This window comes from Solibaculum mannosilyticum, assembly GCF_015140235.1.
GTDB classification, from domain to species: domain Bacteria; phylum Bacillota; class Clostridia; order Oscillospirales; family Acutalibacteraceae; genus Solibaculum; species Solibaculum mannosilyticum.
On the sequence record NZ_AP023321.1, the window covers coordinates 496,404 to 522,239 of the forward strand.

24 protein-coding genes, 1 tRNA gene and 1 pseudogene are annotated in these 25,836 nt (G+C 49.9%); 18 read left to right on the plus strand and 8 right to left on the minus strand.

Going from position 1 to position 25,836, the window contains the following annotated elements; all coding sequences use genetic code 11:
* Positions 1 to 52 precede the first annotated feature (52 nt).
* The 6 genes and pseudogenes from C12CBH8_RS02280 to C12CBH8_RS02305 form a co-directional block, all read right to left on the minus strand.
* Positions 53 to 1,870, minus strand: coding sequence for an aminotransferase class I/II-fold pyridoxal phosphate-dependent enzyme (locus C12CBH8_RS02280; RefSeq protein ID WP_099323200.1), 1,818 nt, complete (start codon positions 1,868 to 1,870; stop codon positions 53 to 55).
* 37 nt (positions 1,871 to 1,907) lie between these two features.
* Positions 1,908 to 3,020 (minus strand): non-hydrolyzing UDP-N-acetylglucosamine 2-epimerase, encoded by a 1,113-nt coding sequence (gene wecB / locus C12CBH8_RS02285; protein WP_099323201.1) that lies wholly within the window; start codon positions 3,018 to 3,020, stop codon positions 1,908 to 1,910.
* Position 3,021: 1 nt separating this feature from the next.
* On the minus strand, positions 3,022 to 3,747 hold the full coding sequence (locus C12CBH8_RS02290) for a WecB/TagA/CpsF family glycosyltransferase (RefSeq protein ID WP_215533447.1): 726 nt from the start codon (positions 3,745 to 3,747) through the stop codon (positions 3,022 to 3,024).
* A gap of 308 nt (positions 3,748 to 4,055) precedes the next feature.
* Positions 4,056 to 4,241: pseudogene (locus tag C12CBH8_RS02295) on the minus strand (manganese catalase family protein); the annotation flags it as partial.
* A 4-nt stretch (positions 4,242 to 4,245) separates the two neighbouring features.
* Entirely contained in the window at positions 4,246 to 4,506 is a 261-nt protein-coding gene (locus tag C12CBH8_RS02300) for a spore coat protein CotJB (RefSeq protein WP_090265772.1), read from the minus strand.
* Positions 4,506 to 4,721, minus strand: coding sequence for a spore coat associated protein CotJA (locus C12CBH8_RS02305; protein ID WP_090265774.1), 216 nt, complete (start codon positions 4,719 to 4,721; stop codon positions 4,506 to 4,508). The genes C12CBH8_RS02300 and C12CBH8_RS02305 overlap by 1 nt, the downstream gene beginning before the upstream one ends.
* Positions 4,722 to 4,917: 196 nt before the next feature.
* On the opposite strand from C12CBH8_RS02305, the gene C12CBH8_RS11825 reads away from it, so the two are divergent.
* The 8 genes from C12CBH8_RS11825 to C12CBH8_RS02345 all read left to right on the plus strand — a co-directional run bounded on the left by C12CBH8_RS11825 (position 4,918) and on the right by C12CBH8_RS02345 (position 11,570).
* Positions 4,918 to 5,394: a DUF4190 domain-containing protein gene (locus C12CBH8_RS11825; RefSeq protein WP_090265775.1), complete on the plus strand. Its 477-nt coding sequence runs from the start codon at positions 4,918 to 4,920 to the stop codon at positions 5,392 to 5,394.
* Positions 5,395 to 5,547: 153 nt separating this feature from the next.
* Positions 5,548 to 6,009, plus strand: a complete 462-nt coding sequence (locus C12CBH8_RS02315) for a DUF2752 domain-containing protein (RefSeq protein WP_141682392.1) — start codon at positions 5,548 to 5,550, stop codon at positions 6,007 to 6,009.
* 23 nt (positions 6,010 to 6,032) lie between these two features.
* Positions 6,033 to 6,668, plus strand: a complete 636-nt coding sequence (locus C12CBH8_RS02320; protein WP_099323204.1) for a pentapeptide repeat-containing protein — start codon at positions 6,033 to 6,035, stop codon at positions 6,666 to 6,668.
* Positions 6,669 to 6,756: 88 nt separating this feature from the next.
* Positions 6,757 to 6,833, plus strand: a tRNA-Pro gene (locus C12CBH8_RS02325).
* A 315-nt stretch (positions 6,834 to 7,148) separates the two neighbouring features.
* On the plus strand, positions 7,149 to 9,098 hold the full coding sequence (locus C12CBH8_RS02330; protein ID WP_090265781.1) for a DNA/RNA helicase domain-containing protein: 1,950 nt from the start codon (positions 7,149 to 7,151) through the stop codon (positions 9,096 to 9,098).
* Positions 9,071 to 10,753, plus strand: a complete 1,683-nt coding sequence (locus C12CBH8_RS02335) for a DNA/RNA helicase domain-containing protein (protein ID WP_215533448.1) — start codon at positions 9,071 to 9,073, stop codon at positions 10,751 to 10,753. Before C12CBH8_RS02330 ends, C12CBH8_RS02335 begins: the two co-directional genes overlap by 28 nt.
* Entirely contained in the window at positions 10,750 to 11,082 is a 333-nt protein-coding gene (locus C12CBH8_RS02340; RefSeq protein ID WP_090265785.1) for a nucleotide pyrophosphohydrolase, read from the plus strand. The genes C12CBH8_RS02335 and C12CBH8_RS02340 overlap by 4 nt, the downstream gene beginning before the upstream one ends.
* Before the next feature lie 128 nt (positions 11,083 to 11,210).
* A complete protein-coding gene (locus C12CBH8_RS02345) occupies positions 11,211 to 11,570 on the plus strand; it encodes a molecular chaperone Hsp90 (protein WP_099323208.1) in 360 nt (119 codons plus the stop codon).
* Positions 11,571 to 11,685: 115 nt separating this feature from the next.
* Here C12CBH8_RS02345 and C12CBH8_RS02350 read toward each other — a convergent pair whose 3' ends face one another.
* On the minus strand, positions 11,686 to 12,459 hold the full coding sequence (locus C12CBH8_RS02350; protein WP_215533449.1) for a MerR family transcriptional regulator: 774 nt from the start codon (positions 12,457 to 12,459) through the stop codon (positions 11,686 to 11,688).
* Between the two features lie 259 nt (positions 12,460 to 12,718).
* Here C12CBH8_RS02350 and C12CBH8_RS02355 point away from each other — a divergent pair, with 259 nt between their 5' ends.
* The 4 genes from C12CBH8_RS02355 to C12CBH8_RS02370 all read left to right on the plus strand — a co-directional run bounded on the left by C12CBH8_RS02355 (position 12,719) and on the right by C12CBH8_RS02370 (position 15,121).
* Complete coding sequence (locus tag C12CBH8_RS02355) at positions 12,719 to 13,165, plus strand: YaiI/YqxD family protein (protein ID WP_099323211.1); 447 nt, start codon at positions 12,719 to 12,721, stop codon at positions 13,163 to 13,165.
* An 83-nt stretch (positions 13,166 to 13,248) separates the two neighbouring features.
* Positions 13,249 to 14,028, plus strand: a complete 780-nt coding sequence (gene yaaA, locus C12CBH8_RS02360; RefSeq protein ID WP_099323212.1) for a peroxide stress protein YaaA — start codon at positions 13,249 to 13,251, stop codon at positions 14,026 to 14,028.
* Positions 14,022 to 14,432, plus strand: a complete 411-nt coding sequence (locus C12CBH8_RS02365; RefSeq protein ID WP_099323213.1) for a peptide deformylase — start codon at positions 14,022 to 14,024, stop codon at positions 14,430 to 14,432. The genes yaaA and C12CBH8_RS02365 overlap by 7 nt, the downstream gene beginning before the upstream one ends.
* Positions 14,432 to 15,121 carry an alpha/beta hydrolase gene (locus C12CBH8_RS02370; protein ID WP_215533450.1) on the plus strand — a complete coding sequence of 230 codons (690 nt, stop codon included), beginning with the start codon at positions 14,432 to 14,434 and terminating at the stop codon, positions 15,119 to 15,121. The genes C12CBH8_RS02365 and C12CBH8_RS02370 overlap by 1 nt, the downstream gene beginning before the upstream one ends.
* An 87-nt stretch (positions 15,122 to 15,208) precedes the next feature.
* Here C12CBH8_RS02370 and C12CBH8_RS02375 read toward each other — a convergent pair whose 3' ends face one another.
* Complete coding sequence (locus tag C12CBH8_RS02375; protein ID WP_090265800.1) at positions 15,209 to 15,655, minus strand: Hsp20/alpha crystallin family protein; 447 nt, start codon at positions 15,653 to 15,655, stop codon at positions 15,209 to 15,211.
* Positions 15,656 to 15,995: 340 nt separating this feature from the next.
* Between C12CBH8_RS02375 and C12CBH8_RS02380 the strand changes: the two genes are divergently transcribed.
* The 6 genes from C12CBH8_RS02380 to C12CBH8_RS02405 all read left to right on the plus strand — a co-directional run bounded on the left by C12CBH8_RS02380 (position 15,996) and on the right by C12CBH8_RS02405 (position 25,799).
* On the plus strand, positions 15,996 to 16,595 hold the full coding sequence (locus C12CBH8_RS02380) for a TetR/AcrR family transcriptional regulator C-terminal domain-containing protein (protein WP_090265802.1): 600 nt from the start codon (positions 15,996 to 15,998) through the stop codon (positions 16,593 to 16,595).
* 124 nt (positions 16,596 to 16,719) lie between these two features.
* Positions 16,720 to 17,865: a lactaldehyde reductase gene (fucO, locus tag C12CBH8_RS02385; RefSeq protein WP_215533451.1), complete on the plus strand. Its 1,146-nt coding sequence runs from the start codon at positions 16,720 to 16,722 to the stop codon at positions 17,863 to 17,865.
* 205 nt (positions 17,866 to 18,070) lie between these two features.
* Positions 18,071 to 19,231 (plus strand): YibE/F family protein, encoded by a 1,161-nt coding sequence (locus C12CBH8_RS02390; protein WP_215533452.1) that lies wholly within the window; start codon positions 18,071 to 18,073, stop codon positions 19,229 to 19,231.
* A 172-nt stretch (positions 19,232 to 19,403) separates the two neighbouring features.
* Positions 19,404 to 24,335: a sugar-binding protein gene (locus tag C12CBH8_RS02395; protein WP_215533453.1), complete on the plus strand. Its 4,932-nt coding sequence runs from the start codon at positions 19,404 to 19,406 to the stop codon at positions 24,333 to 24,335.
* Positions 24,336 to 24,680: 345 nt separating this feature from the next.
* The gene (locus C12CBH8_RS02400; RefSeq protein WP_090265808.1) at positions 24,681 to 25,232 is read left to right on the plus strand and encodes a DUF3793 family protein; all 552 of its coding nucleotides are present in this window, start codon (positions 24,681 to 24,683) and stop codon (positions 25,230 to 25,232) included.
* Positions 25,233 to 25,376: 144 nt separating this feature from the next.
* A complete protein-coding gene (locus tag C12CBH8_RS02405; RefSeq protein ID WP_090265810.1) occupies positions 25,377 to 25,799 on the plus strand; it encodes a flavodoxin in 423 nt (140 codons plus the stop codon).
* The last annotated feature ends 37 nt before the right edge of the window (positions 25,800 to 25,836 follow it).

Sequence of the window (25,836 nt, forward strand, 5' to 3'; positions counted from 1 at the left end):
AAAAAACTGCCCTGATTTGAGCGGAATGCTCAGACCAGGGCAGTTTTTTATTTTATTGTAGAATCTCTTTGAGAGCAGTCACAATGGCTTCGTTTTCCTCCGGCCGCTTTACGGCGATACGAACGTAAGGACGACCGCTAAATCCTTTTTTGGAAGATAGGTCTTTAATGAGGATATTATACTTGGTCAGAAGCTGCTCCGTTAGCAGAGCGGATCCGCATGGATGGATCACTTCACACATCACATAATTGGCCTGTGAGGGGATGACGCGAAGTCCTGGAAGATTCTTTAACTGTTCTACAAACTGGCGCCGTACTTTGTAAAAGCGCTCCATGCCATTTTTATAATAAGAGCGGTACTTTTCAAAAATCTGCATGTAATATTCAGCAAAAGAATTGATGTTCCAGATAGATACATCCTTCTTGATGCGATCGATGAGGGTACTGTCGCCACTGGCCAGAACGCCCAAGCGCAGTCCAGGTACTCCGTAAGATTTGGAGATGCTTTTTACAACAATCAAATACGGATATTGTTCCAAAAGTGACTGTTCCAGCAAGGTGGATGATTCTGAAGTCTCTGCAAAGTCCACAAACGATTCATCTACAATCAGACGGATCCCCTTGTCGTGGGACCACTGGATAAGACGTAATACATCGTTTTTTGGAATATAGTTGCCGGATGGATTGTCCGGATTGATAAGCGCCAGCATAGACATCTGCTTGTCATCAAAAAATTCCATTAGATCGTCTGCCGTATAGGAAAAATCAGGATTTTGCGGATAAAACGCCACGATATCTTCCGGCCTTAGACGATTGGGATATTCCTCAAATGTGGGGAACACAAGCCCGATCTTATCGCGAACGATGTTTTCCATCAAAGCCTTGATGAGTTCTGCTGCGCCGTTTCCTACCACAATATTCTGACTGTGGAGGGAGAAATACTTAGCAGCCAGCAGGCTGTTGACACCCATGCCAGAGGGATAATTGCAAAGCAGTGTCTCAAAATTGGTGCGAAGTTCGCGGATTAACTTTTTATTGGGGAAAAACGGGTTGACTAGATAACAAAAGTCCATCACTTTAGGATACCGCCAATATCCTCCATAACATTGCTGGAATTTTTCCAGTTTCTCGTGAGGTTCGGCAAAGATGGTTTCTGCAATTTTGAGATCCTGGATATCGTCGATTTCATACCAGGACTCATTTCCCAATTTTTCCACTTTTAGATCTGGCTTGTCCAGCAGGGAAATCACTTTGAGCACCTGCTCATAGTACTCATTGTATCCAAGGGCCTTGCTGTAGGCCTCCAGGAAGGGGACATAGTGAGTAGAGGAGAAGGCCTTGGAAAATTTATAGATATTGACTGTTTTATAGTAACAGCTGCATTTGGAAAAACGGAATTCCTTTTTAGAGAGGAATCTTGTAATATTGTCGTCTTCATCCAATTCCAATACCGTACCGTCCATCCAGCTCTCGAACTTGGCGGCCAGTACCAGATTGGGATAAGGATTGCAAAGCAGACGGTCCAAAGCCCGTTCTTCAAAAATGAGATCCGATTCTAGAAGAAGGGTGTCATCCTGAAGAAGATAATGCCGTGCCAGATAAAGCGAATAAATATTATTCGTCTTGTTGTAGATGGGATTGGTGACATACTCGATGGGAGTTTGAACAGAGAGGGAATTAATATAGTCCATCAGGACTTCGCTTTTGTATCCCACCACAATAATAATTTTCTCTAAATTCTTTCGATCCAAAATGGATAGCATCCGCTGGATCAGAGGAACTCCGTTGACTTTGACCATGCATTTGGTCACGTCGTTGGTCAATTCCTTCAGACGTTTTCCCATACCTGCCGCTAAGATAATTGCCTGCATAGAAAAAGCACATCCTTTCTTCTCAACCTATTGCCCATCATATATGCGCAGAAAAACGATCCAAAATAGCGTCCACAATACGCCGGCTGGCAAATCCGTCGCCATAAGGATTGCAAGCATGGCTCATCCGATGATATTCCTCCGGATTGCTCAACAATTCGTCGATGATGGAAAAGATCGTTTCCTCTTCTGTACCGGCCAGCCGCAAGGTTCCAGCAGCAATGCCTTCGGGACGTTCGGTAGTATCCCTCAATACGATAACCGGTTTACCCAAGGAAGGCGCTTCCTCCTGGATACCGCCGCTATCGGTTAAGATCAGATGGGATGCATTGAGCAAATTGTGGAATGCAATGACATCCATCGGTTTGGTCAGACGCACACGGTCATTGCCGCCGAACACGTCCTCCGCTGTTTTGACAATGACAGGATTGAGATGCACAGGATAAACCACTTTGATGTCTGGATATTTTTCCAAGATCCGACGGATAGCATGAAACATCCGCACCATAGGTTCTCCCAGATTCTCCCGGCGGTGAGCTGTGAGAACGATCAAACGGCTTCCTTTTGCCCAATCCAGCAGCTCACTTTGATGTCCGGAGCAGACAGTGGTTTTTAATGCGTCGATTGCCGTATTGCCTGTGACGAAAATATCCGATTCCCGTTTGCCCTCCCGAAGCAGGTTTTCCCGGCTCTCTTGGGTAGGGGCAAAATGCATATCTGCCAAATTGCCCACCATCTGCCGGTTCATTTCCTCCGGATAAGGGGAGTATTTGTTATAAGTACGCAGTCCAGCCTCCACATGGCCGATGGCCACCTGCTGATAAAAAGCCGCTAATGCACTTGCAAATGTAGTAGTTGTGTCGCCGTGTACCAACACAATGTCCGGTTTGACGGCCTGGATGACCTCTTGGACTCCGCACAGTACCCGTGTGGTGATATCGGCTAATGTCTGACCTTGTTTCATAATATTTAAATCGTAGTCGGGAACAATGTGGAAGGCCTCCAGCACTTGGTCCAACATCTGCCTATGCTGTGCCGTCACACAAACAGTGGCTTCGATTTGTTCCCGGGATTGTAATTCTTTGACAAGTGGTCCCATTTTGATGGTTTCTGGACGTGTCCCAAAAATCGTCATAACTTTAATCTTCATGCTATCTCCCTAGCCTCTTCAGTTGTTTCACCTCGCGAAAAAAGCGAAGATTGCTGCGGTAAAAGCGCCCAAAGCGTTTTGGTTCCTTCATGATCCGATACAACCATTCCAAATTACAGCGTACAAAAAATTGCGGGGCCCTTTTTTTGCTTCCGCTGAGCACATCAAACGATCCGCCGACTCCCACAAAAATCCCCTTGGAAAAACGCGGCAGCCATCGGTCGATGAGCAATTCCTGGCGGGGGATCCCCAAGGCCACCAATATCACGTCTGGTTTCAGCCGGAGGATTTCCTCAAATACCTCGTCATCGTCCTGGCCGTATCCGTTGCGGCAGCCGGCGATCACTGCACCGGGATGTTCCCGCTGAATGCGTGATACCAAGGCTTGTAGAACCTCTTCCTTAGCGCCGTATAGATAAATACTCCGATTGGTTTCCCCGGCGTGCCGGATGAGGTGAGCAGCCAATTCCACACCCGTCACTCGACCTTGGGTCTCAATTCCAAGGGATTGGGCGCCTTTGACCACACCGATTCCATCCGGTACGATGACTGTACTGGGTTTACAAAGCACAGCGTCCAGATCTTGATCCTGTACACCGATCATCATCGTTTCGGGATTGGCTGTTACCACAAAGAGTTTTTCTTCCTGATCCATGGCAAGCGACGCCCGTTTGAAAAATTCCGGTTGGCTACCTGTATAAAGATTTTCAAAATATTGTTTTAACATGTTCCGCCTTTGGACCGTTTTCCCCATCCAGACTTCCGTTGAGGCAGGGGATAGATCCTGTGACACTCCAATCCTTCATTCTGATCCTGCTTCATCAATCCTGACCCCATAGGTTCATTCCTGGATTTGACAAAACGTATACTTCTCCTATTGTACTCTAACTGGTGTTATTTTTCAATAAAAAGCAAAATTTCTCCTACCTAATTCGGCATTTTCTTTCTCTTTTCGGCAAAAAAGCCCTAAAATTCTCCTGCTGGCCTTGATTTCATGGTTTGTCTTCCATACCGGAACATTTCCGGGACCGATATACCGATATCGGTCAGTAGCCCTTTGAGTTCGGGATAGGGCATGGAATAGCGCTGGCTTAAATAACGCAGTGAAGCGCTCAGTTCGCCGTCGGGACCGCCGTATTGGCTGATGATGATTTTAGCCAGGGCGGCGTTGGGCGTAGACACTTTGATCGGATGTTGTAATTGTTTGAGGTAACTCCACATAGACTTAACAATCCCCCTTATCGTAATCCCAGGGCCACGGATCGGTCAGCCAGGACCAGCGGCAGCCCATATCGGCGCTGCTGGCTGAGATAGGGCCGTATTTGGATTCGTATTCCTGAGTCAGCTTGTCACAAGTGGCCTCGTACTGCCGGAGCATTTGGAGGGCCTGCGTGTCGTTGGGATGCGTGTTAAGATAGAGGTGGGTCTCCCACATGGAAAAGCAGGCTGCGGCCCGCTTGCGCATGAGCATCATACGGTCATCCATTAGCAGCGGCACCCCTTTCCGGCGAGAAACGGTTTATCCAGCTCCGGGAAAATCGTACCGACTTGCAGGGCGTGTTCCGGCTCATAAACTTCGGTCATGTTCTGGTAAGGGACATAGGCCATAGCGACGGGCGTATGAGCGGGAAAGGGTGTCCTGTCGTCGACCATCGGAGGGCAAGTGCCGTAGGGTTTGCAGGTATTGCAAGCATCTGCCATGTTGATAAGACTCCTTTCTGGGATGTTATCACATCCGATACTATTCTATGAAAGGGGGGGACGATTGGTGAAGACTGTCGGATCCAGGCGGCTGGAAGGGAATATTAGGAGACCGTTAAATCAGTATAAAAACGCTTGCTTTTTTAATCGTAAATTGGTATACTATGTCTGAAGAAAGTTTTGAGGAGGAATTGCCATGGATCAGAATCCATATAATCCATATCAGCCTGACCAGCAGCCGGATCCTTCCAACCAGGGCCAGTCGACTCCATACGGCAGCAATCCATTCCAGCAGAGCCAGCCGGATACCGACCCGTACCAGAAACCACCGGTCCCTCCAGTGGTTGATCCTTATCAGCCGTACAACTATCAGCCTGGAGTTCCCCCTGTTCAGAAAGTTGTTCCTCCGGCCAATGGACTCGCCATCGCCTCTTTGGTCCTTGGTATTGTCAGCCTAGTTTTCTGCCTGTGCTTTGGCGGTTTCTTAGGGCTTCCCGGTATTATCTGCGCCGTCATCGCAATGGCCAAAGGCAACCGAAGCGGTATGGCCATTGCGGGCTTGATCCTCTCGATTGTGGGATTCCTCTGCTTTGTGACAATGATTGCAGTGGTTGCAGCCAATCCGGATATTTTTGATGAGGGCTGGTACTATTATTATACGTACCGTTTCTAGTTTGCGGCGTTATGAAAAGGAAGAATCCCCTGCCTTTTTGGACAGGGGATTTTTTATGAGGAAAATAGATCAGCAATATTTTCAGGATGTTCAAACGACAGGATTGTGCTATAATAGTTGCCGCTAGGGATAATTCGAAGGGGGTGGAAATCAGTGGGAAGAGACCAGAGAACAACTTCCTCCTCCAGTGGGTTATGGAACCGTCTTTGGACGACGCGACGGGGGAATTGGACCGTAAGTGTGGTATTGGCTCTTTCGGCAGTGCTGATTTTACTCCTGTTTCACACGCGAGTAATTTCCATAACCGGCATCTTGCCTCCATGCCTTTTCCGGGTGGTCACAGGATTCCGCTGTATGGGATGCGGGGGAACCCGATCCATTCAGTGTTTTCTGCGGGGGGATTGGGGAGAAAGTTTCTATTATAATCCCCTGTTTTTTCTTGCGGCGTTGACGGCCGTGATCCTCTATATGATTTTTACCATCAATGCATTGCGGCCGCATTATCACCCATTGCATATCCGTATAAAAAGGTATCAGATTATACTGCTGGCGGTGTTTGCAGTGGTGTTTTTAGTGGTGCGCAACACGCCTTGGTACCAAGCGATTCTTTACTGATTGTCAAGGGAGTAGGAGAAAAAATGGATTTGCCTAAAATTCCAAAACAGTTGCAGCCTATGACGATGGATGAGGCGGTAGATGAATTTACAGCGCAAGGGGAAAGCCCGAAAGCAAGGATTTTTGAAGGGGAAACCTGGTGTGAGGAGGGGCCCTCTTTCCTGGAATGGGACGGTTGCTGTTTTACAGGATGCCGTTTGGCGGGCAGCAGAGTGCGGCAGGGACGTTTTTTTGATGTGGTATTTGAAAACTGCGATCTATCCAACGTGGATTGGAGAGAGGTGGATCTGCTCCGGGTCCGGTTCCAGAACTGCAAGATGGTAGGAGGGAATCTGGCGGAACTTACAGCCCATCATGTAGAATTTATCCAGTGTAATCTCCAGTACGCAAATTTAAACGATGGGGCTTTTCAGGAGGTATTGTTTGCAGAGAGCAATTTAAAACAGACAGGGTTTTGCAGTTGTCGTTTGAAGAAAGTAAGACTAACCGATTGTTCTTTAACCGAGAGCGAATTGCTGGGGACGAGTTTAGAGGGAATAGACTTACGCAGCTGCGATATTCAGGGGATCCGATTGGCTGGTCCGGAATTAAAGGGGGCCATAGTGGATATGTTCCAGGCTGCAGACCTGGCCCGGTTTCTGGGACTTACGGTATTATAAGGGGACACAGTTATAAAACTGATTGACATTTTTGACCTGTCTGTAGTATAATATAAAGTACACGACACTGTAAAAACAAAGGGAAAATCGGGATGTGGCTCAGCTTGGTAGAGCGCCTGCTTTGGGAGCAGGATGCCGCAGGTTCGAATCCTGTCATCCCGACCAGCGGCAACTTGCCGCGTCCAAGTCGCGCACCTCACTTTGTGGGGTGCGTTTTGTTTTGTCCCTGGTTTGCAGAGGGGATCTTTTTTCGTTGAAGGAACTCAGTGTGAGAAAATCCGAACTCCATCGCCCCAATGGGTGAAGAGTTTGGATTTTTTTTGATTTCCCTGTAGTTAAGTTCTCCTCCTTTCTATCTCGGAGACATCCTTTGCAGGATGCCGGGATAGATGGATGAGTACAATTTGGACTCGGATACAACGCTCGACATCCTGTGACCAAATTGATATAATAGCGGTAATTTAGACAGAAGGTGAGACTATGTGCAAAGATTCCCGTTGTTACTGCGCCGCAGTCCAAGACCTCTTGGCAATGAAGAGCTACGAAATTGCCGGACATCTGAAAGAGATCACCAAGGGCCATACGTCGGAGTCAGAATACCAGTCCTGGTGCCGTTCTCTGCCCATCCTTCTTGGCGTTTTGCACCGGGCCGGCATGGACCGTTTGTCGCTTGCCCTGGAGTATGAAACGCCGCTGGGAAAACGGATCGATGCGGTACTGCTGGGCGAGGGACGGGTGACCCACCGTCCCCTGGCGCTGATTATTGAATTAAAGCAGTGGAGTTTCATCGGGGAAAACACAAAGGGAAAGGAAACCTTTGTACGCGTCTGCATTTCGCCAAAGGAGAAACTGTTTGAGGATCGGGAACATCCGGTCCAGCAGACATTGACATATAAGAAGCATCTGAAACGAAACCACAGCAATGTGTCGTCCGGAAAGATCGATGTGTTATGCTGCCAGTTCCTCCATAATTTTGAACAGAAGGAACAGCTCTTTGAGGGAAATTACTCGGATTACGCTTTCTTGAAGAAAGAGACCTACGTCAAGGGGGAAGAGGAAAAACTGGAGGCCTTTTTAAGGGATACTTTTTCCAGTTCGCCAAATCAGGAGGCGGTAGACCTGTTTCTGAATGGGGAATATGTGTTTGGCTCGTGTGATTACGAGGCTCTTAGAAGCGTAAATGAAGGCAAGGAAAACGCCGTCATGATCGATGAACAGAAAGAGATAAACAAGCGGGTCTATAAGATATTAGAGCAGTTGAAGGAAGATCCGTCTCATCGGGAACTGGTTGTGATTTCGGGCGCGCCGGGAACCGGCAAAACAGTGATAGGGCTTCATATGCTGTGGCTATACGGTATCATTTTTGAAAAAACCCGGCAGCACGGTTTAAAGTGCGTATTTTCTATGCCCCGAAGCCGTACGCTCGCCCAAGTGATACAAGGGGCGTCCCACATCCCAATCGTCTACCTGGAGAATATCGCCGCCGGTATGGATATGGCCGTAATCGACGAGGCGCATCGGATCGAACGGCTGGATGAGGCGATGCGCACCCTGTTTACCAAAGCCAAGATCGTGGTAGTCCTCCAGGATGACCATCAAAGGGTCCGCCTGAGCGAGGAGGGGACGGTGGAAAATTTCGTCCGGTTTGCCGGGCAGGAGGGCATTGCGTGCGAAACATTTTGCCTGACCGTGCAGAAACGGCTTCAATATCTGAGCAACTATGTGCAGTGCCTGCACAAGTTGTTGTATGAGAGATACGACGCGCCTATCCCGGAGTGTGACGGCATTGAACTGATCTGCTGGGATTCCCTGCTGGGGCTGGACAAATATCTGCATCAGATGCAGGAAAATAAAAATCATGTTAAGTGGTATGCTCCTTTTTGCTGGCCCTGGTCAAGAGACGCCCAAAAAAAGGATATTTCCATTCAGACAGATGAGGGGACATTTGAAAAGCCTTGGAATCCGGAGCACGAACAGTATGAGTGGTATCAGGGGGCCCGTGAAAGCGACTTGGACCAGGTTGGATGCATTTATACAGCCCATGGCCTGCAGTTTGAACACACAGGTCTAATCTGGTGGGACGACCTTCGATGGAACGAGGCGCGTTCGGACTGGGAGATCGATTTGAATGCCAGTCAGGATTGGCAGTTTATAAGGTCCATTGTGGAATTTTACGGCGGAAAGCTTGCCAGTGACAAGAGCCCCTGGCAAGTCCGGGATGGAGGAACCGTTTGGGATATCTACACTTTTCTGCAAAGAAGGGGTGCGGATATGGATGCGATCAAGGAGTTGGTACTAAACACATATTGGGTGCTCCTGACGCGGGCTTTAAAAGGGGTATCCATTTGGTTCAAAGACAATGCGACAGCAGAACACTTCAGAAAGGTGATGGGGGCGCAAATATGGCATCCAGGAAATACAGAACGCTGACCATCGAAATCAAAGACGGAAAACTGGATCAAACCGCTTTGACTAGAGAACAGATGGATCTTTTGGAAAGAAAACCGGTGGTTTATATCTACTACAATAAAAATGTGCTGTATGTAGGAGAGACCAGCGGCTTTCTCGGAAGGCATGAGGAACATTTGAAAGAAACCGGTACAGATTATCGGCAATTCACGCACGTGATTGTTTTATTCGGCCAGTATGTGGATAGGAATTCCCAGCTGGATTTGGAACGGCAGCTTATTACATATCTGATCACAGAGCGGGAAACCCGTTTGGGAACAAAAATCGGGGGTTGTCTCAATCGCCAGTTGTGGCGGAGGGTACCGGATTACAGGACAAAAGAAGAGGTCTATAGCCAGGTACTGGTACCGTTCTGGACAAACGAATTGAAAGAGGCCGGGATCATTGAGGAGGTCCTGCTGGACAATCTTCGTCAGAGTATCTTGTTTAAATATTCCCCATTTCAGGAACTATCAGAGGAACAGCTGGACCTGATTGACGAGATGACAAGCAATGAAAAAAATTATCTGGTAGAAGGGATCGCAGGCACAGGAAAGACGGCAGTATTGACCAATCTGGTGGCGCGCCTGTGTACAGATGAGAGATACCGGGGCAAAAAAATCGGCGTGGCAGTGAAGAGCAATTGGATCAACCAGGCGCAACGGATCTTCAAAGCATATGGTATCCAAGAGCATGTGTCTCTGGGAAGCGCATGCCAGCTCATCCAAAGGGGAGAGGAGTTTGATATCATCGTAGTGGATGAGGCGCACCGCCTGCAGCGCAAGTATTCCAAACAGCATCCCTCTGTTTCCCGAACTTTTAAGGGCAGCCCGCTCAAAACGGAATTGGATTTCCTGGGGAGAATATCCAAGCGAATGATTTTGCTTTACGATAAGCTGCAGATCATCCGCCCTTCGGACATCCCCTGGCGCACTTTTGAGGATTATGGGAAACAGCATGGATTTGAGCGGAGAATGATGATGAAGCAGTTCCGCATTCAAATCCATGAAAAAGGCGCGTCTTACACGGCGGAGGATTATTTTGCCGGGATTTTCTCTTTTCTGCAATTGTCCGACATGCCTTTTGACAAGGACGTTTTCCGCAGCAAAGCGCCGGATGCCTACTTTGGCGTGACGGATTCCATTTGTGAACTGTTTGATTATGTAGAAGAGCGCAGACAGTACCATCCCACCGCGCAGTGCAGGGTTCTGGCGGGATATGCGCGTCCCTGGGGCAGCAAATTCAAACCCGGCCATAAGAGATATACGGAATTCGACTGGATAGAGGGCGAAGAGCGCTGGAAATGGAATTCCACCAATAAAAACTGGATCGGCCGTCCCGGCTCGGAAGAGGAAATCGGCTGTGTCCATGCGATCCAGGGAATTGACTTGGACTATGCAGGCGTAATCATTGCCAAAGATTTGACGTTCGCAGACGGCAAAGTAACAGTTGTAAAAGAACACTATTATGATAGAAATGGAATTCCGGCTAAAAAAGATTTTGTTCACGAAGATTTTACCCAGTATATCAAGCAAATCTATTACATTCTCCTCAGCAGGGGGATCCGCGGGGTTCGGATCTACTTTGAGGATGAGGCTCTGAAACGGCATTTTATGGAGGTGGTTGGTTTATCATGAAGAAGGAAACGGTAAATGAGATCAACCGGTTTCGGGATGAGAGAAACTGGAGGCAATTTCACAATCCCAAGGATCTGGCGATTTCCATCTCTCTTGAGGCATCTGAATTGCTGGAACTCTTCCAGTGGAAAACCAATGAGGAGGTTGTTGAAGCAAAAGCAGATGCGCTGAAAGAAGAACTGGCGGATGTTCTAATTTACTGCGCGATGCTTGCCGATGATCTGGGACTGGATATGGATACCATTGTGATGGAAAAACTTAAAAAAAACGCGGTAAAATACCCTGTGGAAAAAAGCCGGGATAATAAGAGAAAGTATAACGAACTTTAGATCCTAAGATTTCTCAGTGGCATTGGGTGTGGAAAAATAGATTTACTATTGTGAATTTCGGTCTTGTACCGGTTGGACAATTATGGTAAAATATGAACAAATATTAATAGAAAGATGGTGCATTAATCATGGATAAAGCGGTATTAAACGAGATTGTTGAGAAAACACATGAATTAATAAAGTCTCCTACCTGCAGCAGTGAAACAAAGGAAGCAGCCCAGCGCTGGCTGGATGCAGTGGGAACGGATGCGGAAAAAGAGGAAACCCAAAAATATGTGGACGAGCTGGAAGCAGATATTATGCCGATTGATAATTTAATTAATTTCGCCCAATCGGAACAGGGAGCGCAATACTTCGGCGCAGATGCTGCTGCCAATATTGCAGCGCATGCAAAAGAGATCAAAGCGGCGGGAGCGCGGTACTGTGACTGTCCAGCCTGCTCGATCGTGGCAACGATTCTTGAAAAGAAAAGTGAACTCTTAAAATAAGTCTGTCAACAGATGAAATAGAAAAAGAGCGCCGATCCTTTGGATTGGCGCTCTTTTTTGATGCGTTTGAAAGAAAACTTTACTCTGACTGTGAAATAGACAGGGATTGCAGAGACTAGAGCATTTCGATCTGATCAGCCCAACGGCAGACAGCATCCCGGAGGAACTGGGCACATCCAGGGACATTTTTATCGTAATAATCGGTAAAACGCCGATCCATTACGTAGAGCTGAACGATGCCCTTGTGCCGGTTGGTCTCATATCCGTTGCTGACGAGGGTCAGCCATTGACGATGAAGCTGTGTGATATCTCTGGCTTCCGGACAGGAAGAATCTTTGGAAGTCTTAACGGCTTCCTCCAACCGGCATTGGATTTCTTTACTCAGCCCCATCCACTGTTCATATTGCTCCTGTGTCAAGTTTAACACGGCGGAATGGACGCCGTCGACTGCGGCATCGCCGTATTTTTCCCGGATTTCCCCGCCGTAGTTGCGTTCATTGGTATCCACAGTTCGTTGCTTGAAGGCTTCAAATTTTTGCTCGTCGTTCATAATCTCATTCCTTTCCTGCGTCTCGATGGTTTCTCTGACCGATTGGATCAATCGGCTTAACCGCGCCTTCTCCGTTTCCAGAGCCGTCAAATGACTGCGTAAAGCCGAGAGACGGTCAAAGGAGGGATCGTCCAAACACTCTCGAATACGGCCGAGTCCCACTCCAAGAGCCCGGTAGTAGAGGATATCTTGCAGCCGGTCCACTTGAGCCGGACCATAGTAACGATATCCGCTTTCTGCGACACGGCTTGGTTTCAGCAGATTGATCTTGTCGTACCAGCGCAAAGTGCGAGTGGTCACTCCGGACAAGCGCGACAGTTCCTGAATGGAATATTCCATGGGTTTCTCCCTCCTTGATGATGCAGCCGCTTCAGACAGATCAAAATCTTGTTTTGTAATTCCAAAGCCTGCTGCTGTTTTCATTGTAGCGGTTGACGCTGCGTCAAAGTCAAGAGGAAATTTTAAGATTAGAAAATTGGCTGGACAGAAGACGGAAGGGAGAGGTACCATCGCTTTGAAAGGACGACGAAACCATGGTATAATAAAAAAGAGCGATATGAAGTTTCAGTTTTACGACTATTTTGGATAGGAGATTTTTATGCGCCTTTTGATCGACGCCGACGGATGCCCGGTGGTAAACATCGCTGTGTCCATTGCAAGCGAAAACAGGATAGAATGCCTGATCCTGTGCGACACCTCTCATGAATTTGAAAAACGCGGCGCCAAAACCTTGACCTTTTCCAAGGGGGCCGACAGCGTGGATTTTGCTTTGGTAAATTTATTGTGTCCCGGAGATGTGGTCGTCACCCAGGACTATGGTCTTGCCGCCATGTGTCTGGCCAGGAAGGCGCGGGTACTGAGCCAGGATGGAATGGAGTATACCGCCGATAACATCGATGGTCTCCTTCTGGCGCGCCATACGGCAAAAAAGATCCGAAACGCCGGCGGAAGATTAAAAGGTCCGTCACGGAGAAAGCCTGTCCAGGATGAGGATTTCTCCCGCGCGCTGCGGGATCTCCTGAAGAGGGTAACCGCAATCGGATAAGGAGATATAAGAAGACCAGGCGGCTGTTTTGCCAAACGCCCAGCCGTCTGAAGGATACGAAGAAGTGACAGAGGAGTTGAGGTATGCGGATCATCATCTCGCCGGCAAAGAAAATGAATGTAGATCTCGATAGCCTGGAACCAGGCGGATTGCCGCGTTTTTTGCCGGAAACAGAATTGCTGCTATCGGCTCTGCGCTCTATGCCGGATCAGGAGCTCAGGACCCTCTGGAAATGCAATGACGCTATTGCGGCGCTCAATGTGGAGAGGGTGCGGCGTATGGATTTGTACACCCGGCTGACACCGGCCATCTTGTCCTACGAAGGGATTCAGTATCGGTATATGGCTCCAGGAGTGTTTGAAACGGGACAATTCACCTTTTTGGAACAGCATTTGCGGATTCTCTCCGGGTTTTACGGCATCCTGCGTCCGTTCGACGGCGTAACCCCTTACCGCTTGGAGATGCAGGCCAAATTGTCTGTGGATGGCTGTAAGGATTTGTATGCGTTCTGGGGGGACAAGCTGGCAAAGTCTTTGGCCCGGGAAACCGATGTTGTACTCAATTTAGCCTCCCAGGAATACAGCCGGGCGGTAAAATCATATTTGCCGTCCAAGGTGAGGTTTTTCACCTGTACTTTTGGGGAACGCAAGGGTGACAAAGTAATCGAGAAAGGCACCTTATGCAAGATGGCGCGGGGACAAATGGTGCGTTGGATGGCGGAAAATAAGGTTGTAGATCCCAGGGATCTGTGTGAATTTTCTGATTTGGGATATCATTACGACGCCGTCTTATCCGGAGAGGATCATATGGTGTTTATCAAGGACGAAAAGCCGAGGACTGGCTGGGAGGAAAAAACATGGTGAGGGAAATTGTAAAGGATATCATCTTCCTGGCCCAAAAGGCGGAAAAGGCTACAGAGGAAGATCTGCCGGTGGCACAGGACTTATTGGATACATTGGAAGCCCATAAACAAGGATGTGTGGGATTGGCGGCCAATATGATCGGCGTAGGGAAGCGGATCATCGTCTTTGACAAGGAGGGACAGCCTATGGTTATGTTCAATCCGGAGATCGTAAAGAGATCCCAGCCCTACGAGACCGAGGAAGGATGTTTATCCCTCGCCGGTACACGCAAAACCAAGCGGTGGAAATCCATTAAAGTACAGTACCAGACGCATTCCTTCCAAACCCGGTACCAGACGTTCACCGGTTGGACGGCTCAAATTATCCAGCATGAAATCGACCATTGCGAGGGGATTCTAATTTGATGAAACAAGAATTTTTCAAGATCAATGCCATCCCCGCCGTGCTGTATGGACAAGACAGCCGTCAAGTTTACCTGTTCCTCCACGGCAAATGCGGCCGGAAAGAGGAGGCGGAAGCCTTTGCAAAGATAGCTTGTCCCAAAGGATATCAGGTGCTGTCCATCGACCTGCCGCAACATGGTGCGCGTGAAGAAACGCAGGATACCTTTTATCCATGGGTGGTCGTCCCAGAGCTGCGAACCGTTATGCGCTATGCCCAGAAAAGGTGGAGCAGCGTTTCCATACGCGCCAACAGCATCGGCGCATACTTTGCCATGCTGGCCTTTGAAGAGGTCGAAAAGGCCCTGTTTGTATCTCCTGTTGTAGATATGCAGAAACTCATCCTGGATATGATGCTGTGGGCCGGCGTCAAGGAATATCAGCTGCAGGAGAAAGGGGAGATCCCCACCAATTTTGGAGAAACGCTCTCCTGGCAGTACCTGACCTATGTCCGGCAACACGGGATTCACGACTGGAACTGCCCTATCTGTATCCTATATGCAGGGCGTGATAACTTGACTTCCAGAGAGACCATCCATGGATTCTCTCAGAAACACAATGTAGCTTTGACCGTACTGGAAGAGGGGGAACACTGGTTTCATACCCCTGAACAATTGGCTGCTCTAGCGGCGTGGGAAGAGGGAAGCATCTAAAAGAGACCGGCAGCTTAGACGGAGGTCTATAAAAAGAAGAGAAAAAGAGAAAGGCCGCCCCATTAGGGGCGGCCTTTCTCAGGGGGATTATTCAATGGGAATGGAATTGCACTGAGGCAGCTGTTTGGGTGCGGCCTTAGGCATGGAGATTTTCAAAATGCCATCTTCGAATTTTGCATTTATGTCTTTGGACTGCATACCGTCGCCCACATAGAAGCTCCGGCTGCACTGGCCGGCGTAACGTTCTTTACGGATGTAATGACCTTTTTTGTCCTTTTCGTCTTTATCCAGACCCTTAGCGGCGCTGATGGTCAGATAACCGTTTTCCAAGTTGATTTGAATCTCGTCTTTCTTGAAGCCGGGCAGATCCACATCCAGTTCATAAGAGTGATCGGTTTCGCGGACATCGGTTTTCATCAAGTTTTTGGAATGCTTGCCGTACAGAGGATTGTGACGGCCGAACATCGATGTGGTATCAAACATGTCGTCCCACATATCGTCGAACAGATTCTCACCAAAAATGCTAGGTAACATAAATCATTCCTCCAATTCAATGTGTTTCACTCGTAGCTGTGGGGAGGTTATCCTCGCGGTGGCGAGCTTTTGTTACCGTGGATTCTCATCCGGTGTAGATGTTTTTTACTCTCCAGGGAAATTCTCACGTTTGCTTTCTGTGGAACCTCTCTTTCAAGTTCGCCTTTATTATAACACCGCAATTAGCACTGTCAATAGTAGAGTGCTAATTTTAATATTTTATTTACTTTTTATGACTGGGAGTGATAATGGATTTGGGTAAGGAGAAAAGGAGTTGTAAAAAGACGGCGGAGTCTGTTACAATAAAGGCAGAGGAATGGTCTTAAGAAGGAGGCAGGGCATGGATAAACGGGAAATTCGGCAGGGATCCATAAAATATCGCCTTGCAGAGGCCGTCAAGATCTGCATGAAACGCACGCCGGTGGATCGAATCACCGTCCAACAGATTGTGGATGTCTGTGGCGTCACCCGCCAGACCTTTTACCGTAATTTTCAGGATAAGTATGATCTTATCAATTGGTACTTTGACAAGCTGCTTCTGGAATCGTTTGCCCATATGGGAAGCGGCCGGACGGTGTTGGAAGGGTTGGAGCGCAAATTTGAATACATCAAACAGGAACAGGTGTTTTTTACAGGGGCCTTCCGATCGGATGATCACAATTCCCTGAGGGAGCATGATTTCGCCTTGATCCTGGAATTTTATTCAAAACAGATCGAGCAGAAAACCGGACGTCCGCCGGATGAAGAAACACAGTTTCTTCTGGAGATGTACTGCCGTGGGTCCATCTATATGACCGTCAAATGGGTGCTGGGAGGGATGCCGAAGGCTCCAAAAGAGATGGCGCGGAATTTAGTGGATGCCATGCCGGAAAAATTGACGAGATTGTTTGTCCGGCTTCATCTATTGCCGGGGGAGGAATCCCGGACTTCACCATCTTGAGGAATGTTACAAGTGGGTGATTTTGTAACTTTACTTTTCCCTGAATTGTGATTACCATAAGGGTAGTGAGATGTGAGATTCATCTTCCTGATAGATAAAGTTTCAGAAAAGGAGTAGATCGTCCATGGCAAACAGGATCATGCTCAACCAGACTTCCTACCACGGTTCCGGCGCGATTGAGGAGATCGCAAACGAAGCCAAAGCCCACGGTTTCCAGAAAGCATTTGTGTGCTCCGACCCGGATCTGATCAAATTCAAAGTCGCCTCCAAGGTGACCGATATCCTGGATAGGGAACATCTTGCTTATCAGATTTATTCCGATATCAAAGCAAATCCCACCATCCAGAATGTCCAGCACGGCGTACAAGCCTTCAAGGACTCTGGAGCCGATTATATCATTGCCATCGGCGGCGGGTCCTCCATGGATACGGCCAAAGCCATCGGCATCATCATCGCCAACCCGGAATTTGAGGATGTGCGCAGTCTGGAGGGCGTAGCTCCCACCAAGAAGCCGTGCGTCCCGATTATCGCCGTCCCCACCACGGCTGGTACGGCTGCTGAAGTCACCATCAACTATGTGATCACTGATGTGGAGAAGAAACGCAAATTCGTCTGTGTCGATCCCCACGATATGCCCATCATCGCGGTTGTGGACCCGGATATGATGGCTTCCATGCCCAAGGGCCTGACCGCCTCCACCGGTATGGACGCTTTGACCCATGCCATCGAAGGCTATACCACCAAAGCTGCATGGGAAATGACCGATATGTTCCACCTCAAGGCCATTGAGATCATCTCCAGATCGCTGCGGGGAGCCGTAGCCAACACAAAAGAGGGCCGCGAGGGCATGGCGCTGGGCCAGTACGTCGCAGGCATGGGTTTCTCCAATGTAGGGTTGGGTATCGCCCATTCCATGGCCCATACTTTGGGGGCGGTCTATGATACCCCTCACGGCGTGGCCTGCGCTATGATGCTGCCCATTGTGATGGAGTATAACGCCGAATGCACCGGCGAAAAATACCGCGAGATTGCCCGTGCGATGGGCGTAGAGGACGTGGAGAACATGTCCCAGGCCGAGTACCGCAAAGCAGCGGTGGAAGCGGTTAAGAAACTGTCGGCTGATGTTGGGATCCCGGCTAAGCTGGAGGCTATCCGGGAAGAGGATCTGCCCTTCTTGGCGGAATCGGCCTTTGCCGATGCATGCCGTCCCGGCAACCCCAAGGATACCAATGTGGAGGACTTGAAAGAATTGTTCCGCAAACTGATGTGATCTTGAATAGGGTGAAAAGATCCGCAAAAAGGACCGGCTTGTCCCAAAGGACAGGCCGGTCCTTTTCTTTTTGATACAGCCCTCTTTTACAAAGAATTTACTCAGATTTGGCCTTGCTATGGTGGAAAGGCGGCTGGAAAGACAATAAAATGAAAACCATTGATTGGAAAGAATCTTTAAGATATGGAAAAGAGAGGCTGTCATTATGAACCGTTTAAAAATACGTCCGCCCAGCAAGGCATCGATGATTGTACTGGCAGGTATGGCTGTGGTGGCGGTTTTGGTTGTGCTGTTTCAAATGCAAAATCCTATGGACTATGAAATCTACAGCAGTGAATCCATCCATTACGACAAAGGGACTGTCACGGCTGTAACGGCTCAATCGCTGGAACAGGAACCTGCGCCGTCCAACCGGCTTCTGGGTACCCAGACGGTGGAAGTAAAAATGAAAAACGGCCAATATAAGGATCAGACCATCACCATTGAGAACGTCCTCAGCACCACCCACAATATCCAAGTCAAGCCGGGACAATCGGTGATTGTCAAAGTGGACAGTCCACAGAATGCCCAGCCGTATTTTACCATCTACAACTACGATCGTACTATTGGAATCGTCGCCATTGTAGCCCTTTTCTTCCTGCTACTGATGGTGGTGGGACGGCGCAAAGGCGTCAAAAGTATGCTGGGCCTGGCCTTTACCCTTTTTCTGGTGGTAGGGCTTCTTCTCCCCATGATCTATCAGGGATATTCCCCCATTCTCAGCAGCCTGCTGGTGGCGGTATTGGTGACGCTGGCTGCCATGCTGTTGCTCAACGGGCCTAGTAAGAAGACGCTGGTGGCTATTTTATCCACGGGTGCGGGACTGGTGATATCGGCCGCTCTATACGGCGTATTTACCGCTATTTTACACTTGTCGGGATACCAGATGGAGCAGGTGGAGGATCTTCTTCTTGTATCGCAGAATACAGGGCTCAAAATCGGACAAGTCCTGTTTGTTGGGGTGCTCATATCCTCATTGGGGGCCGTTATGGATATGACCATGTCCATTGCGTCCTCCCTTTACGAGATGAAGCAGGTATCGCCCGGCGTCACAAAAGGACAGCTTGTGAAATCCGGCATGGCGATCGGACGGGATATGATCGGCACTATGTGCGAGACGCTCATCCTGGCCTTCGTCGGGACGGCGCTGACCACCATGCTGGTGTTGGTGTCCTACGGCATCCAGTTTGACCAGCTGCTCAGTTCCGATTACATCGCCATTGAATTGCTTCATGCCGTCACAGGAAGTATGGCGGTGGTATTGTCGGTGCCTGCTACGGCGCTGCTCTCCGGGATGTTTTTTGCAAAATCGGCGGGGAAATCCTGAACACAATAGGACAAATACCAAGGGGGGAAACCGTTTTTCTTTCGGCCAATCCGTGAGAAGGGCGGTTTTTCACTTTACATAAATTTTATCAAAATTTGAACAAACCATGATTGAAACAAAGGAAAAGAATGGGATACCATAAAAGCATCACGAAAGGAAAGGATGTATTGCAGTGAAACTAGGAAAGACACTGAAACGTGCGTTGTCATGTGTCCTCGCAGCGGCTATGATCTGTGTCAGCGGCGTGATGCCCACAGGACTGGCGGCCGAGACCGACAACCCCCTCATCCCCTCAGCCAAGCCTCAGGGGAGTACCATCAAAGTCATCGACCACAATGTGTACACCGGGATGACCAACTTCGATCAGCGGTCGGAAGGAGCCGTCCAGCTGTTTGAGAAGTACATGCCCGACTCCATCGGCCTCCAGGAAGCCAACGTCTCCTGGATGAACGCTTTGAAAGAGGGTTTGTCCGACCATTATGATTGCGTCGGCGTAGGCCGTGAAAACGGAACCAACGATGAAAACAGCGGCGAGGCCACCCCTATTTTCTACCTGAAGGATAAATACAATCTGGTGGATTCCGGGACCTTCTGGCTGTCGGAGACCCCGGATGTTCCCTCCATCGGCTGGGATGCCATGTACAACCGCATTTGTACCTGGGCCATCCTGGAAAACAAGGAGACCGGCGAAACCTATGCCCACGTCAATACCCACTTCGATCATGTAGGCAGCACCGCCCGCATTAAAAGCATGCGCATGATCATCGACTTTTTGAACACACTGGATATGCCGGTTGTATGCACCGGCGATTTTAACGTCAGCGAAGGCTCGGACGTCTACAATCTGATGCTGTCCAGCGGTTTCATGCAGGATACCAAAAACATGGCGGAAAAGAAGGTCAATGAAGGCGGAACCATGTCCAACTTCGGCCAAAATGATGTATCCGGACAGCTGCCCATCGATTTCACCTTCGTCTCCAAGGACGATTTCAAAGTGTCCCTTTACCAGGTGCTGGATGAAAAATCCAACGGCACTTACATCTCCGACCATCTGGGAATCTACTCCGAGATGACCCTCATGGCCCCGGCCGATACTTACCGCGCTGTCTATGGCACCGCCCAGCTGGACGGCCAGATGGATGACGCTTACAGCCGTGCCCAGGAAGTGCCCGTCAATCTGGATTCCTCCGGCGATGATGCCGCCGGCGCCACCGGTACCGCCCGTACCATTTACGATGAAAACTACATTTACTCCTTTGTCCAGGTCAAGGATTCCACCCCCAACGTCAATGTCACCGATCCTACAAATTCCAACTATGGTGTGGACGGCGTCCAGTTCTTCTATGACTTCAAGAATGTGGACGGTTCCGCCTGGACGACCGACCACAGCGGATATTTTATCACGGATCTCACCAGCAGCGGCCATTGGACCAGTCCCGACGGGACGCCCGGTCAGGATATCGCCCGTTGGGCCGGCGGCTTCTCCGGATTCAAAGGCGACACCTCCAAGATGGATTTCCGCGGTGTGAAAACCGACGACGGCTATACCATGGAGATCCGCGTGGCATTGCCCGACACCATCCGTGCACGCTATGCCGCCGGCGAGGACAACATCCAGATCGGCGTGGGATTCCAGATCAACGACGATCAGAACGACGACGGCACCCGTGACGCCATGTGTTTTGACAATCCCAGTCTGGAATCGGCCTGGAAAGGCCCCGACTACATGTCCAACATGATCCTGGCCGGCAGCCCGGAATCGGCTACCGATCCCTCTGTCACGGAAAAATACTACTACATGGCGGTACCCGGTACCCCCACCGTGGACGGCTATCTGGACGATGCTTATCTGTATGCCCCCACCATCGCTGTCAACAAGGACGGGAATAATGCCGTCTCCACCAACGGCGCCGCCACCAGCACCTCCCGCGTCCTGTACGACGACAATTATATCTACGTCTTTAACGATATCAAAGACGCAGCCGTCAATGACCCCTCCACCTCCCAGCCCGAGGATAACTACACCAATTACGGCATCGACAATGTCCAGCTGTTCTTCGACTTCGCAAACACCGATACCCCTCTGGATATGGCCGATACCTATACCTACTCCAGCAACGACGGCACCCAAAAGCATGAGAGCGGCTACATGATGCTGTACAACAACGAAAAGACTCCCTTCCTCACCTATGGATTCACCGATTACAAGGGGGATGCCGACAAACTGACCTATAAGACCCAGCGGACTGCCACCGGTTATACCGTAGAGCTTCGTCTGGCTCTCAGCGATTCCCTCAAAGATAAGCTGGCCGATGGACAGCATCCCAAGATCGGCATTGGTTTCCAGGTCAATGACGATACAAACGACGACGGCGTGCGCAATAACACCACCTTCTCCAGCAACCGGCTGGGGGATGCCTGGACCAGCCCCATCTACTTTGAAGACATTGTGTTGGGCGAGATGGGCGGCCGCCCGTCTGAAAACGGCGATCCCAGCTCCCTGAAAAACGGCGAACTGATCTCGACCTCCGCCACCGAATGGCGTTATCTGGACAACAACACCGATCCCGCCGCTGGCAGTGACAGCCGTACCAGCTGGACCCTGGCCTCCTTTGACGACAGCCAGTGGAAGACCGCCAAAGGCAGCTTCGGCGCCAAAAACGGGCAACAGAAGGATTTGGGCGATGGATTTTATCCTAACACCCTCCTCAACCAGTACATCAACGGAAAAGACGGCGATGATATCCCCGCATTCTTCTTCCGGTCCACTTTTGAAATCGAGGATTTGGAATCCCTGGTCGCCTTGGACGGGGAACTGCTCTATGACGATGCCGCCATTGTGTACATCAACGGGCACAAAGTAGCGTCCTTCTATGAACCGGACGGCGGGTTTGATTCCAATCTCTCCTATGGCGGTTCCAATAAGAGCGATCCCCTCACCGGTACGTTCACCGTTACCGATAAGTCCCTGCTCAACGAAGGCGTCAACACCATCGCCGTAGAACTGCATCAAGGCCGCGCCTCCAGTTCCGACATCTACTTCGATTTTGTCTCCCTCAAGCAGCGGGGAGATCTGGACGGCACCGCTCAGGTCAAATCCGTTTCCCTCAACGTCGGCGGTGATGAGACCACCCGTAACGTCACGTGGTACAGCAACTCCACCAAAGACGGGGTTGTCCAGCTGGCTGAAAAAGCCGATATGACCGGCGACAGTTTCCCGGAAACCTATCAGGAATTTACCGCCACCTCTCAGGCGGCCAACGACTCCGGTTTCAACAGCTTCTTTGCCACCGTGGAAGTACAGCCCGGCAAAGAGTACGTCTACCGGGTGGGCAACCAACAAGGATGGTCGGAGATCTACTCCTTTGAGACACAGGATATCAGCGACGGGTTTAACTTCCTGCTGGCCGGCGATCCCCAGATCGGTTCCAGCGGCAACGTAGGCAACGATACCACCGGCTGGAACAACACTCTGACCCAGGCCGTCAAACAGTTCCCGGACACCAGTTTCGTACTCAGCGCCGGCGATCAGGTGGAACACGCTTCCAATGAAAACGAGTATGCCGGTTTCTTAAGCCCTGAGATCCTCAAATCCCTGCCGCTTGCCACCAACGTCGGCAACCACGACGTGGGCAGCACCTCCTATAATCAGCATTTCAACATGCCCAATGTCAGCAGCTCTTTAGGGGTATCCGGCCAGGTGGGCGGCGATTACTGGTTCCGCTACGGCAACACCTTGATCATGTCCATCAACTCCAACCAGCTGAGCACCGCCCAGCACGTCCAATTCATGGAAGATGTCCTGAAAGAACAGGGCGATGCCACATGGAAAGTGGTTACTTTCCATCACTCCATCTACAGCACCGCATCCCACTCCACCGAATCCGACATCATAGGCCGCCGCAACGAACTGGCCCCGGAATTCTCCCGTTTGGGCATCGATGTGGTGCTCATGGGCCACGACCACGTCTACACCCGCAGCTATATGATGGACGGCGTCACCCCGGTAGTGCCGGAGGACGGCAAACCGGCTTCCAGCGTCACCAATCCCGAAGACGGCCAGGTGCTGTACATCACTGCAAACTCAGCTTCCGGCAGCAAATACTATGAGATCCTTTCCAACCAGGCTTTCCCCTATGCCGCTGTGAAGGAACAAGGACATACCCCCTCTTTCAGCAATATCCAGGTCACCGACAGCAGCTTTACCGTCACCACCTACCGCAGCAATGACCTGAGCGTCATCGATACCTTTACCATCAACAAGACCACCGATACCACCGCCCCGGTCATCACCCTGCCGGAGGACAACGAGATCCAGGTGGGCGATACATTCGATGCCATGGAAGGCGTCACCGCTACTGACGATGTGGACGGAGACCTGACCGATGCCATCCAAGTAGAAGGGGAAGTGGATACTCAGGTGGCCGGCAGTTACGATCTTATCTACCGCGTATCCGACAAAGCCGGCAACGAGGCCACCGCTACCCGGACCGTTGTGGTCAAAGAGACTGTTTCCATCGAAGCCAGCACCGATAAACAAAATTATGAGGTTGGAGAGACCATCACCCTGACAGTGGTCACCGGTTCAGATGTACGTGCCATCGGGCTGAGAAATGAGATCGGCAAAGGGCTGGGCCTGACCTCCATCAAATCCTCCAACGATGGCCTGCAGAAGGTTTGGACCGTTCAGTTCTCCGTAGGCACCAAGGGCGACCGCACCATCTCCATCCGTACCCGGACCGATTCCGGCTGGCAGGATACCGGTATCTCCTTCAATATCCAAGTGGGGATCCCTCCGGTATCACAGGCAGAGCCTGAGATCTACCGTGCCGACATCGCTGCCGACAGCGCCCATGTAAATGAAAAATTCCCCGTTATCGTAGAGACCTCCACCTCCGTCATCGATGTAAAAGTCCGCAATGAGCTTGGACGGGCCATGGGCGTCCAAGTGGTAGGATACTACGATCAAGGCGATCGGCGCATCTGGACCCTCAATATGGAGGTAGGCACCGCCGGCTCCCGTTTGTTCTCCTTCTATCCCGTGGGGAGAGACGGAACGATGTTAAATGCATCGGTGGAAGATATGATCACCATCGTATCCTGACACAGACGCTGAAAACTTCCGGAAACAAAGAGAATAATGATCTGGCAGAGCAGGTGAGGAATCTTCCTCACCTGCTCTATTTTTTGGCGGATAAAAAGGGCGATAACAGGATTCTAAAAGGGGAGGAAGGGAAATCTTTCAAAATTTCACCCCGGCAAATAAAACTTTTTCCTTGACATGGGAAATAAGATGTGGTATATTTCCCAATAGTTAGATATAACTAACTTAGAGAATGAACGGATGTAAAAAACGTCCGTCATTTTTTGGCCCATGAGTTAGTTATAACTAACATGCAGAACCGGTCAAAATACAGGATTCTTTGATAGGAAAGGAGGAAAGAAAGATTTGTTGGAACGATATTTAGTGGAGCATTGTTCCCCTACCCTGGCATCGCTTAAGACAGCCAATCTTTTCTCTTATTCTTATCCGTCAGAGGATATGCTGTATCGCTATGTGGAAGCCTGGCATCAGCAGCTTTCCGTAAAGGGAGTATCGGTGGAAGTGCTGCGCAAAAAGGACAACGTAGCGCTGATCTACGTCTACCGCCGGGATAGGCTGGGACAGGATTTAAGTCATCCGGATACCGCCGCTTTTCTGCAGGATTATGGGTATGAGAATCTGTCGGTTACAGAGGCCATCGCCAGGCTGAAGGGACGTTTTGAACAAGGCGAAGAGTTCCCCCATGAAATCGGGCTGTTTTTGGGATATCCCCTGGGAGATGTAAAGGGATTTATCCAGAATGCAGGAAAAAACAGCAAGTGTGCAGGATGCTGGAAAGTGTATTGCGACGAGTGCGAGGCGGTAAAATTGTTTGCCAAGTTCAAGAAGTGCCGGGACGTATACACCCGTCTTTTCCAGCAGGGACGGACGGTCCTACAGCTGACGGTGGCTGTTTAATATCGATAAGAATAGTGCTCCACACTATTTTTTCTCACGCATCTCTCCGTAAAAAACGGTGAGACGCTGAGTTTTTTGACCTGCAGTGGAATCCATCCATCGTGTAGGTATTTCAATCATCTTATGGAAAGAGGTGCATACCTTATGAGCAAAGTAGCAGTGGTATACTGGAGCGGTACAGGTAACACCCAGGCCATGGCCGACTTGGTGGCAGAAGGCGCCAAGGAAGCCGGGGCAGAGGTGGACGTATTGACCAGTGCGGAATTTTCAGCCGATCAGATGGACCAGTATGATGCCATCGCCTTTGGATGCCCGTCCATGGGGGCGGAACAGCTGGAGGAAAGTGAGTTTGAACCCATGTTTGATCAGTGCCGCGCCAAATTGAACGGCAAAAAGATTGGACTGTTCGGTTCCTACGGCTGGGGCGACGGCGAATGGATGCGTACCTGGGAAGAGACTTGCCAGGGCGACGGTGCTGCCTTAGTCAATCAGGGCGTCATCTGCAACGAGGCCCCTGACGATGAAGCAAGTGAAGCTTGCAAAGCATTGGGTAAAGCATTAAATTAAAACACGAGCATCTCCTATTATCGCATGATTTGACAAC

Excerpts from the sequence above, each read along its gene's own strand:
- C12CBH8_RS11825 (WP_090265775.1), top strand. The coding sequence starts at position 4,918 with ATGGATCAGAATCCATATAATCCATATCAGCCTGACCAGCAGCCGGAT.
- C12CBH8_RS02350 (WP_215533449.1), bottom strand. The coding sequence starts at position 12,459 with ATGGAATATTCCATTCAGGAACTGTCGCGCTTGTCCGGAGTGACCACT.
- C12CBH8_RS02340 (WP_090265785.1), top strand. The coding sequence starts at position 10,750 with ATGAAGAAGGAAACGGTAAATGAGATCAACCGGTTTCGGGATGAGAGA.
- fucO (WP_215533451.1), top strand. The coding sequence starts at position 16,720 with ATGGCAAACAGGATCATGCTCAACCAGACTTCCTACCACGGTTCCGGC.
- C12CBH8_RS02405 (WP_090265810.1), top strand. The coding sequence starts at position 25,377 with ATGAGCAAAGTAGCAGTGGTATACTGGAGCGGTACAGGTAACACCCAG.
- C12CBH8_RS02375 (WP_090265800.1), bottom strand. The coding sequence starts at position 15,655 with ATGTTACCTAGCATTTTTGGTGAGAATCTGTTCGACGATATGTGGGAC.
- C12CBH8_RS02330 (WP_090265781.1), top strand. The coding sequence starts at position 7,149 with ATGTGCAAAGATTCCCGTTGTTACTGCGCCGCAGTCCAAGACCTCTTG.
- C12CBH8_RS02355 (WP_099323211.1), top strand. The coding sequence starts at position 12,719 with ATGCGCCTTTTGATCGACGCCGACGGATGCCCGGTGGTAAACATCGCT.
- C12CBH8_RS02345 (WP_099323208.1), top strand. The coding sequence starts at position 11,211 with ATGGATAAAGCGGTATTAAACGAGATTGTTGAGAAAACACATGAATTA.
- C12CBH8_RS02290 (WP_215533447.1), bottom strand. The coding sequence starts at position 3,747 with ATGTTAAAACAATATTTTGAAAATCTTTATACAGGTAGCCAACCGGAA.
- C12CBH8_RS02305 (WP_090265774.1), bottom strand. The coding sequence starts at position 4,721 with ATGGCAGATGCTTGCAATACCTGCAAACCCTACGGCACTTGCCCTCCG.
- C12CBH8_RS02390 (WP_215533452.1), top strand. The coding sequence starts at position 18,071 with ATGAACCGTTTAAAAATACGTCCGCCCAGCAAGGCATCGATGATTGTA.
- C12CBH8_RS02380 (WP_090265802.1), top strand. The coding sequence starts at position 15,996 with ATGGATAAACGGGAAATTCGGCAGGGATCCATAAAATATCGCCTTGCA.
- C12CBH8_RS02320 (WP_099323204.1), top strand. The coding sequence starts at position 6,033 with ATGGATTTGCCTAAAATTCCAAAACAGTTGCAGCCTATGACGATGGAT.
- C12CBH8_RS02300 (WP_090265772.1), bottom strand. The coding sequence starts at position 4,506 with ATGGATGACCGTATGATGCTCATGCGCAAGCGGGCCGCAGCCTGCTTT.
- C12CBH8_RS02365 (WP_099323213.1), top strand. The coding sequence starts at position 14,022 with ATGGTGAGGGAAATTGTAAAGGATATCATCTTCCTGGCCCAAAAGGCG.
- yaaA (WP_099323212.1), top strand. The coding sequence starts at position 13,249 with ATGCGGATCATCATCTCGCCGGCAAAGAAAATGAATGTAGATCTCGAT.
- C12CBH8_RS02335 (WP_215533448.1), top strand. The coding sequence starts at position 9,071 with ATGGCATCCAGGAAATACAGAACGCTGACCATCGAAATCAAAGACGGA.
- C12CBH8_RS02370 (WP_215533450.1), top strand. The coding sequence starts at position 14,432 with ATGAAACAAGAATTTTTCAAGATCAATGCCATCCCCGCCGTGCTGTAT.
- C12CBH8_RS02280 (WP_099323200.1), bottom strand. The coding sequence starts at position 1,870 with ATGCAGGCAATTATCTTAGCGGCAGGTATGGGAAAACGTCTGAAGGAA.
- wecB (WP_099323201.1), bottom strand. The coding sequence starts at position 3,020 with ATGAAGATTAAAGTTATGACGATTTTTGGGACACGTCCAGAAACCATC.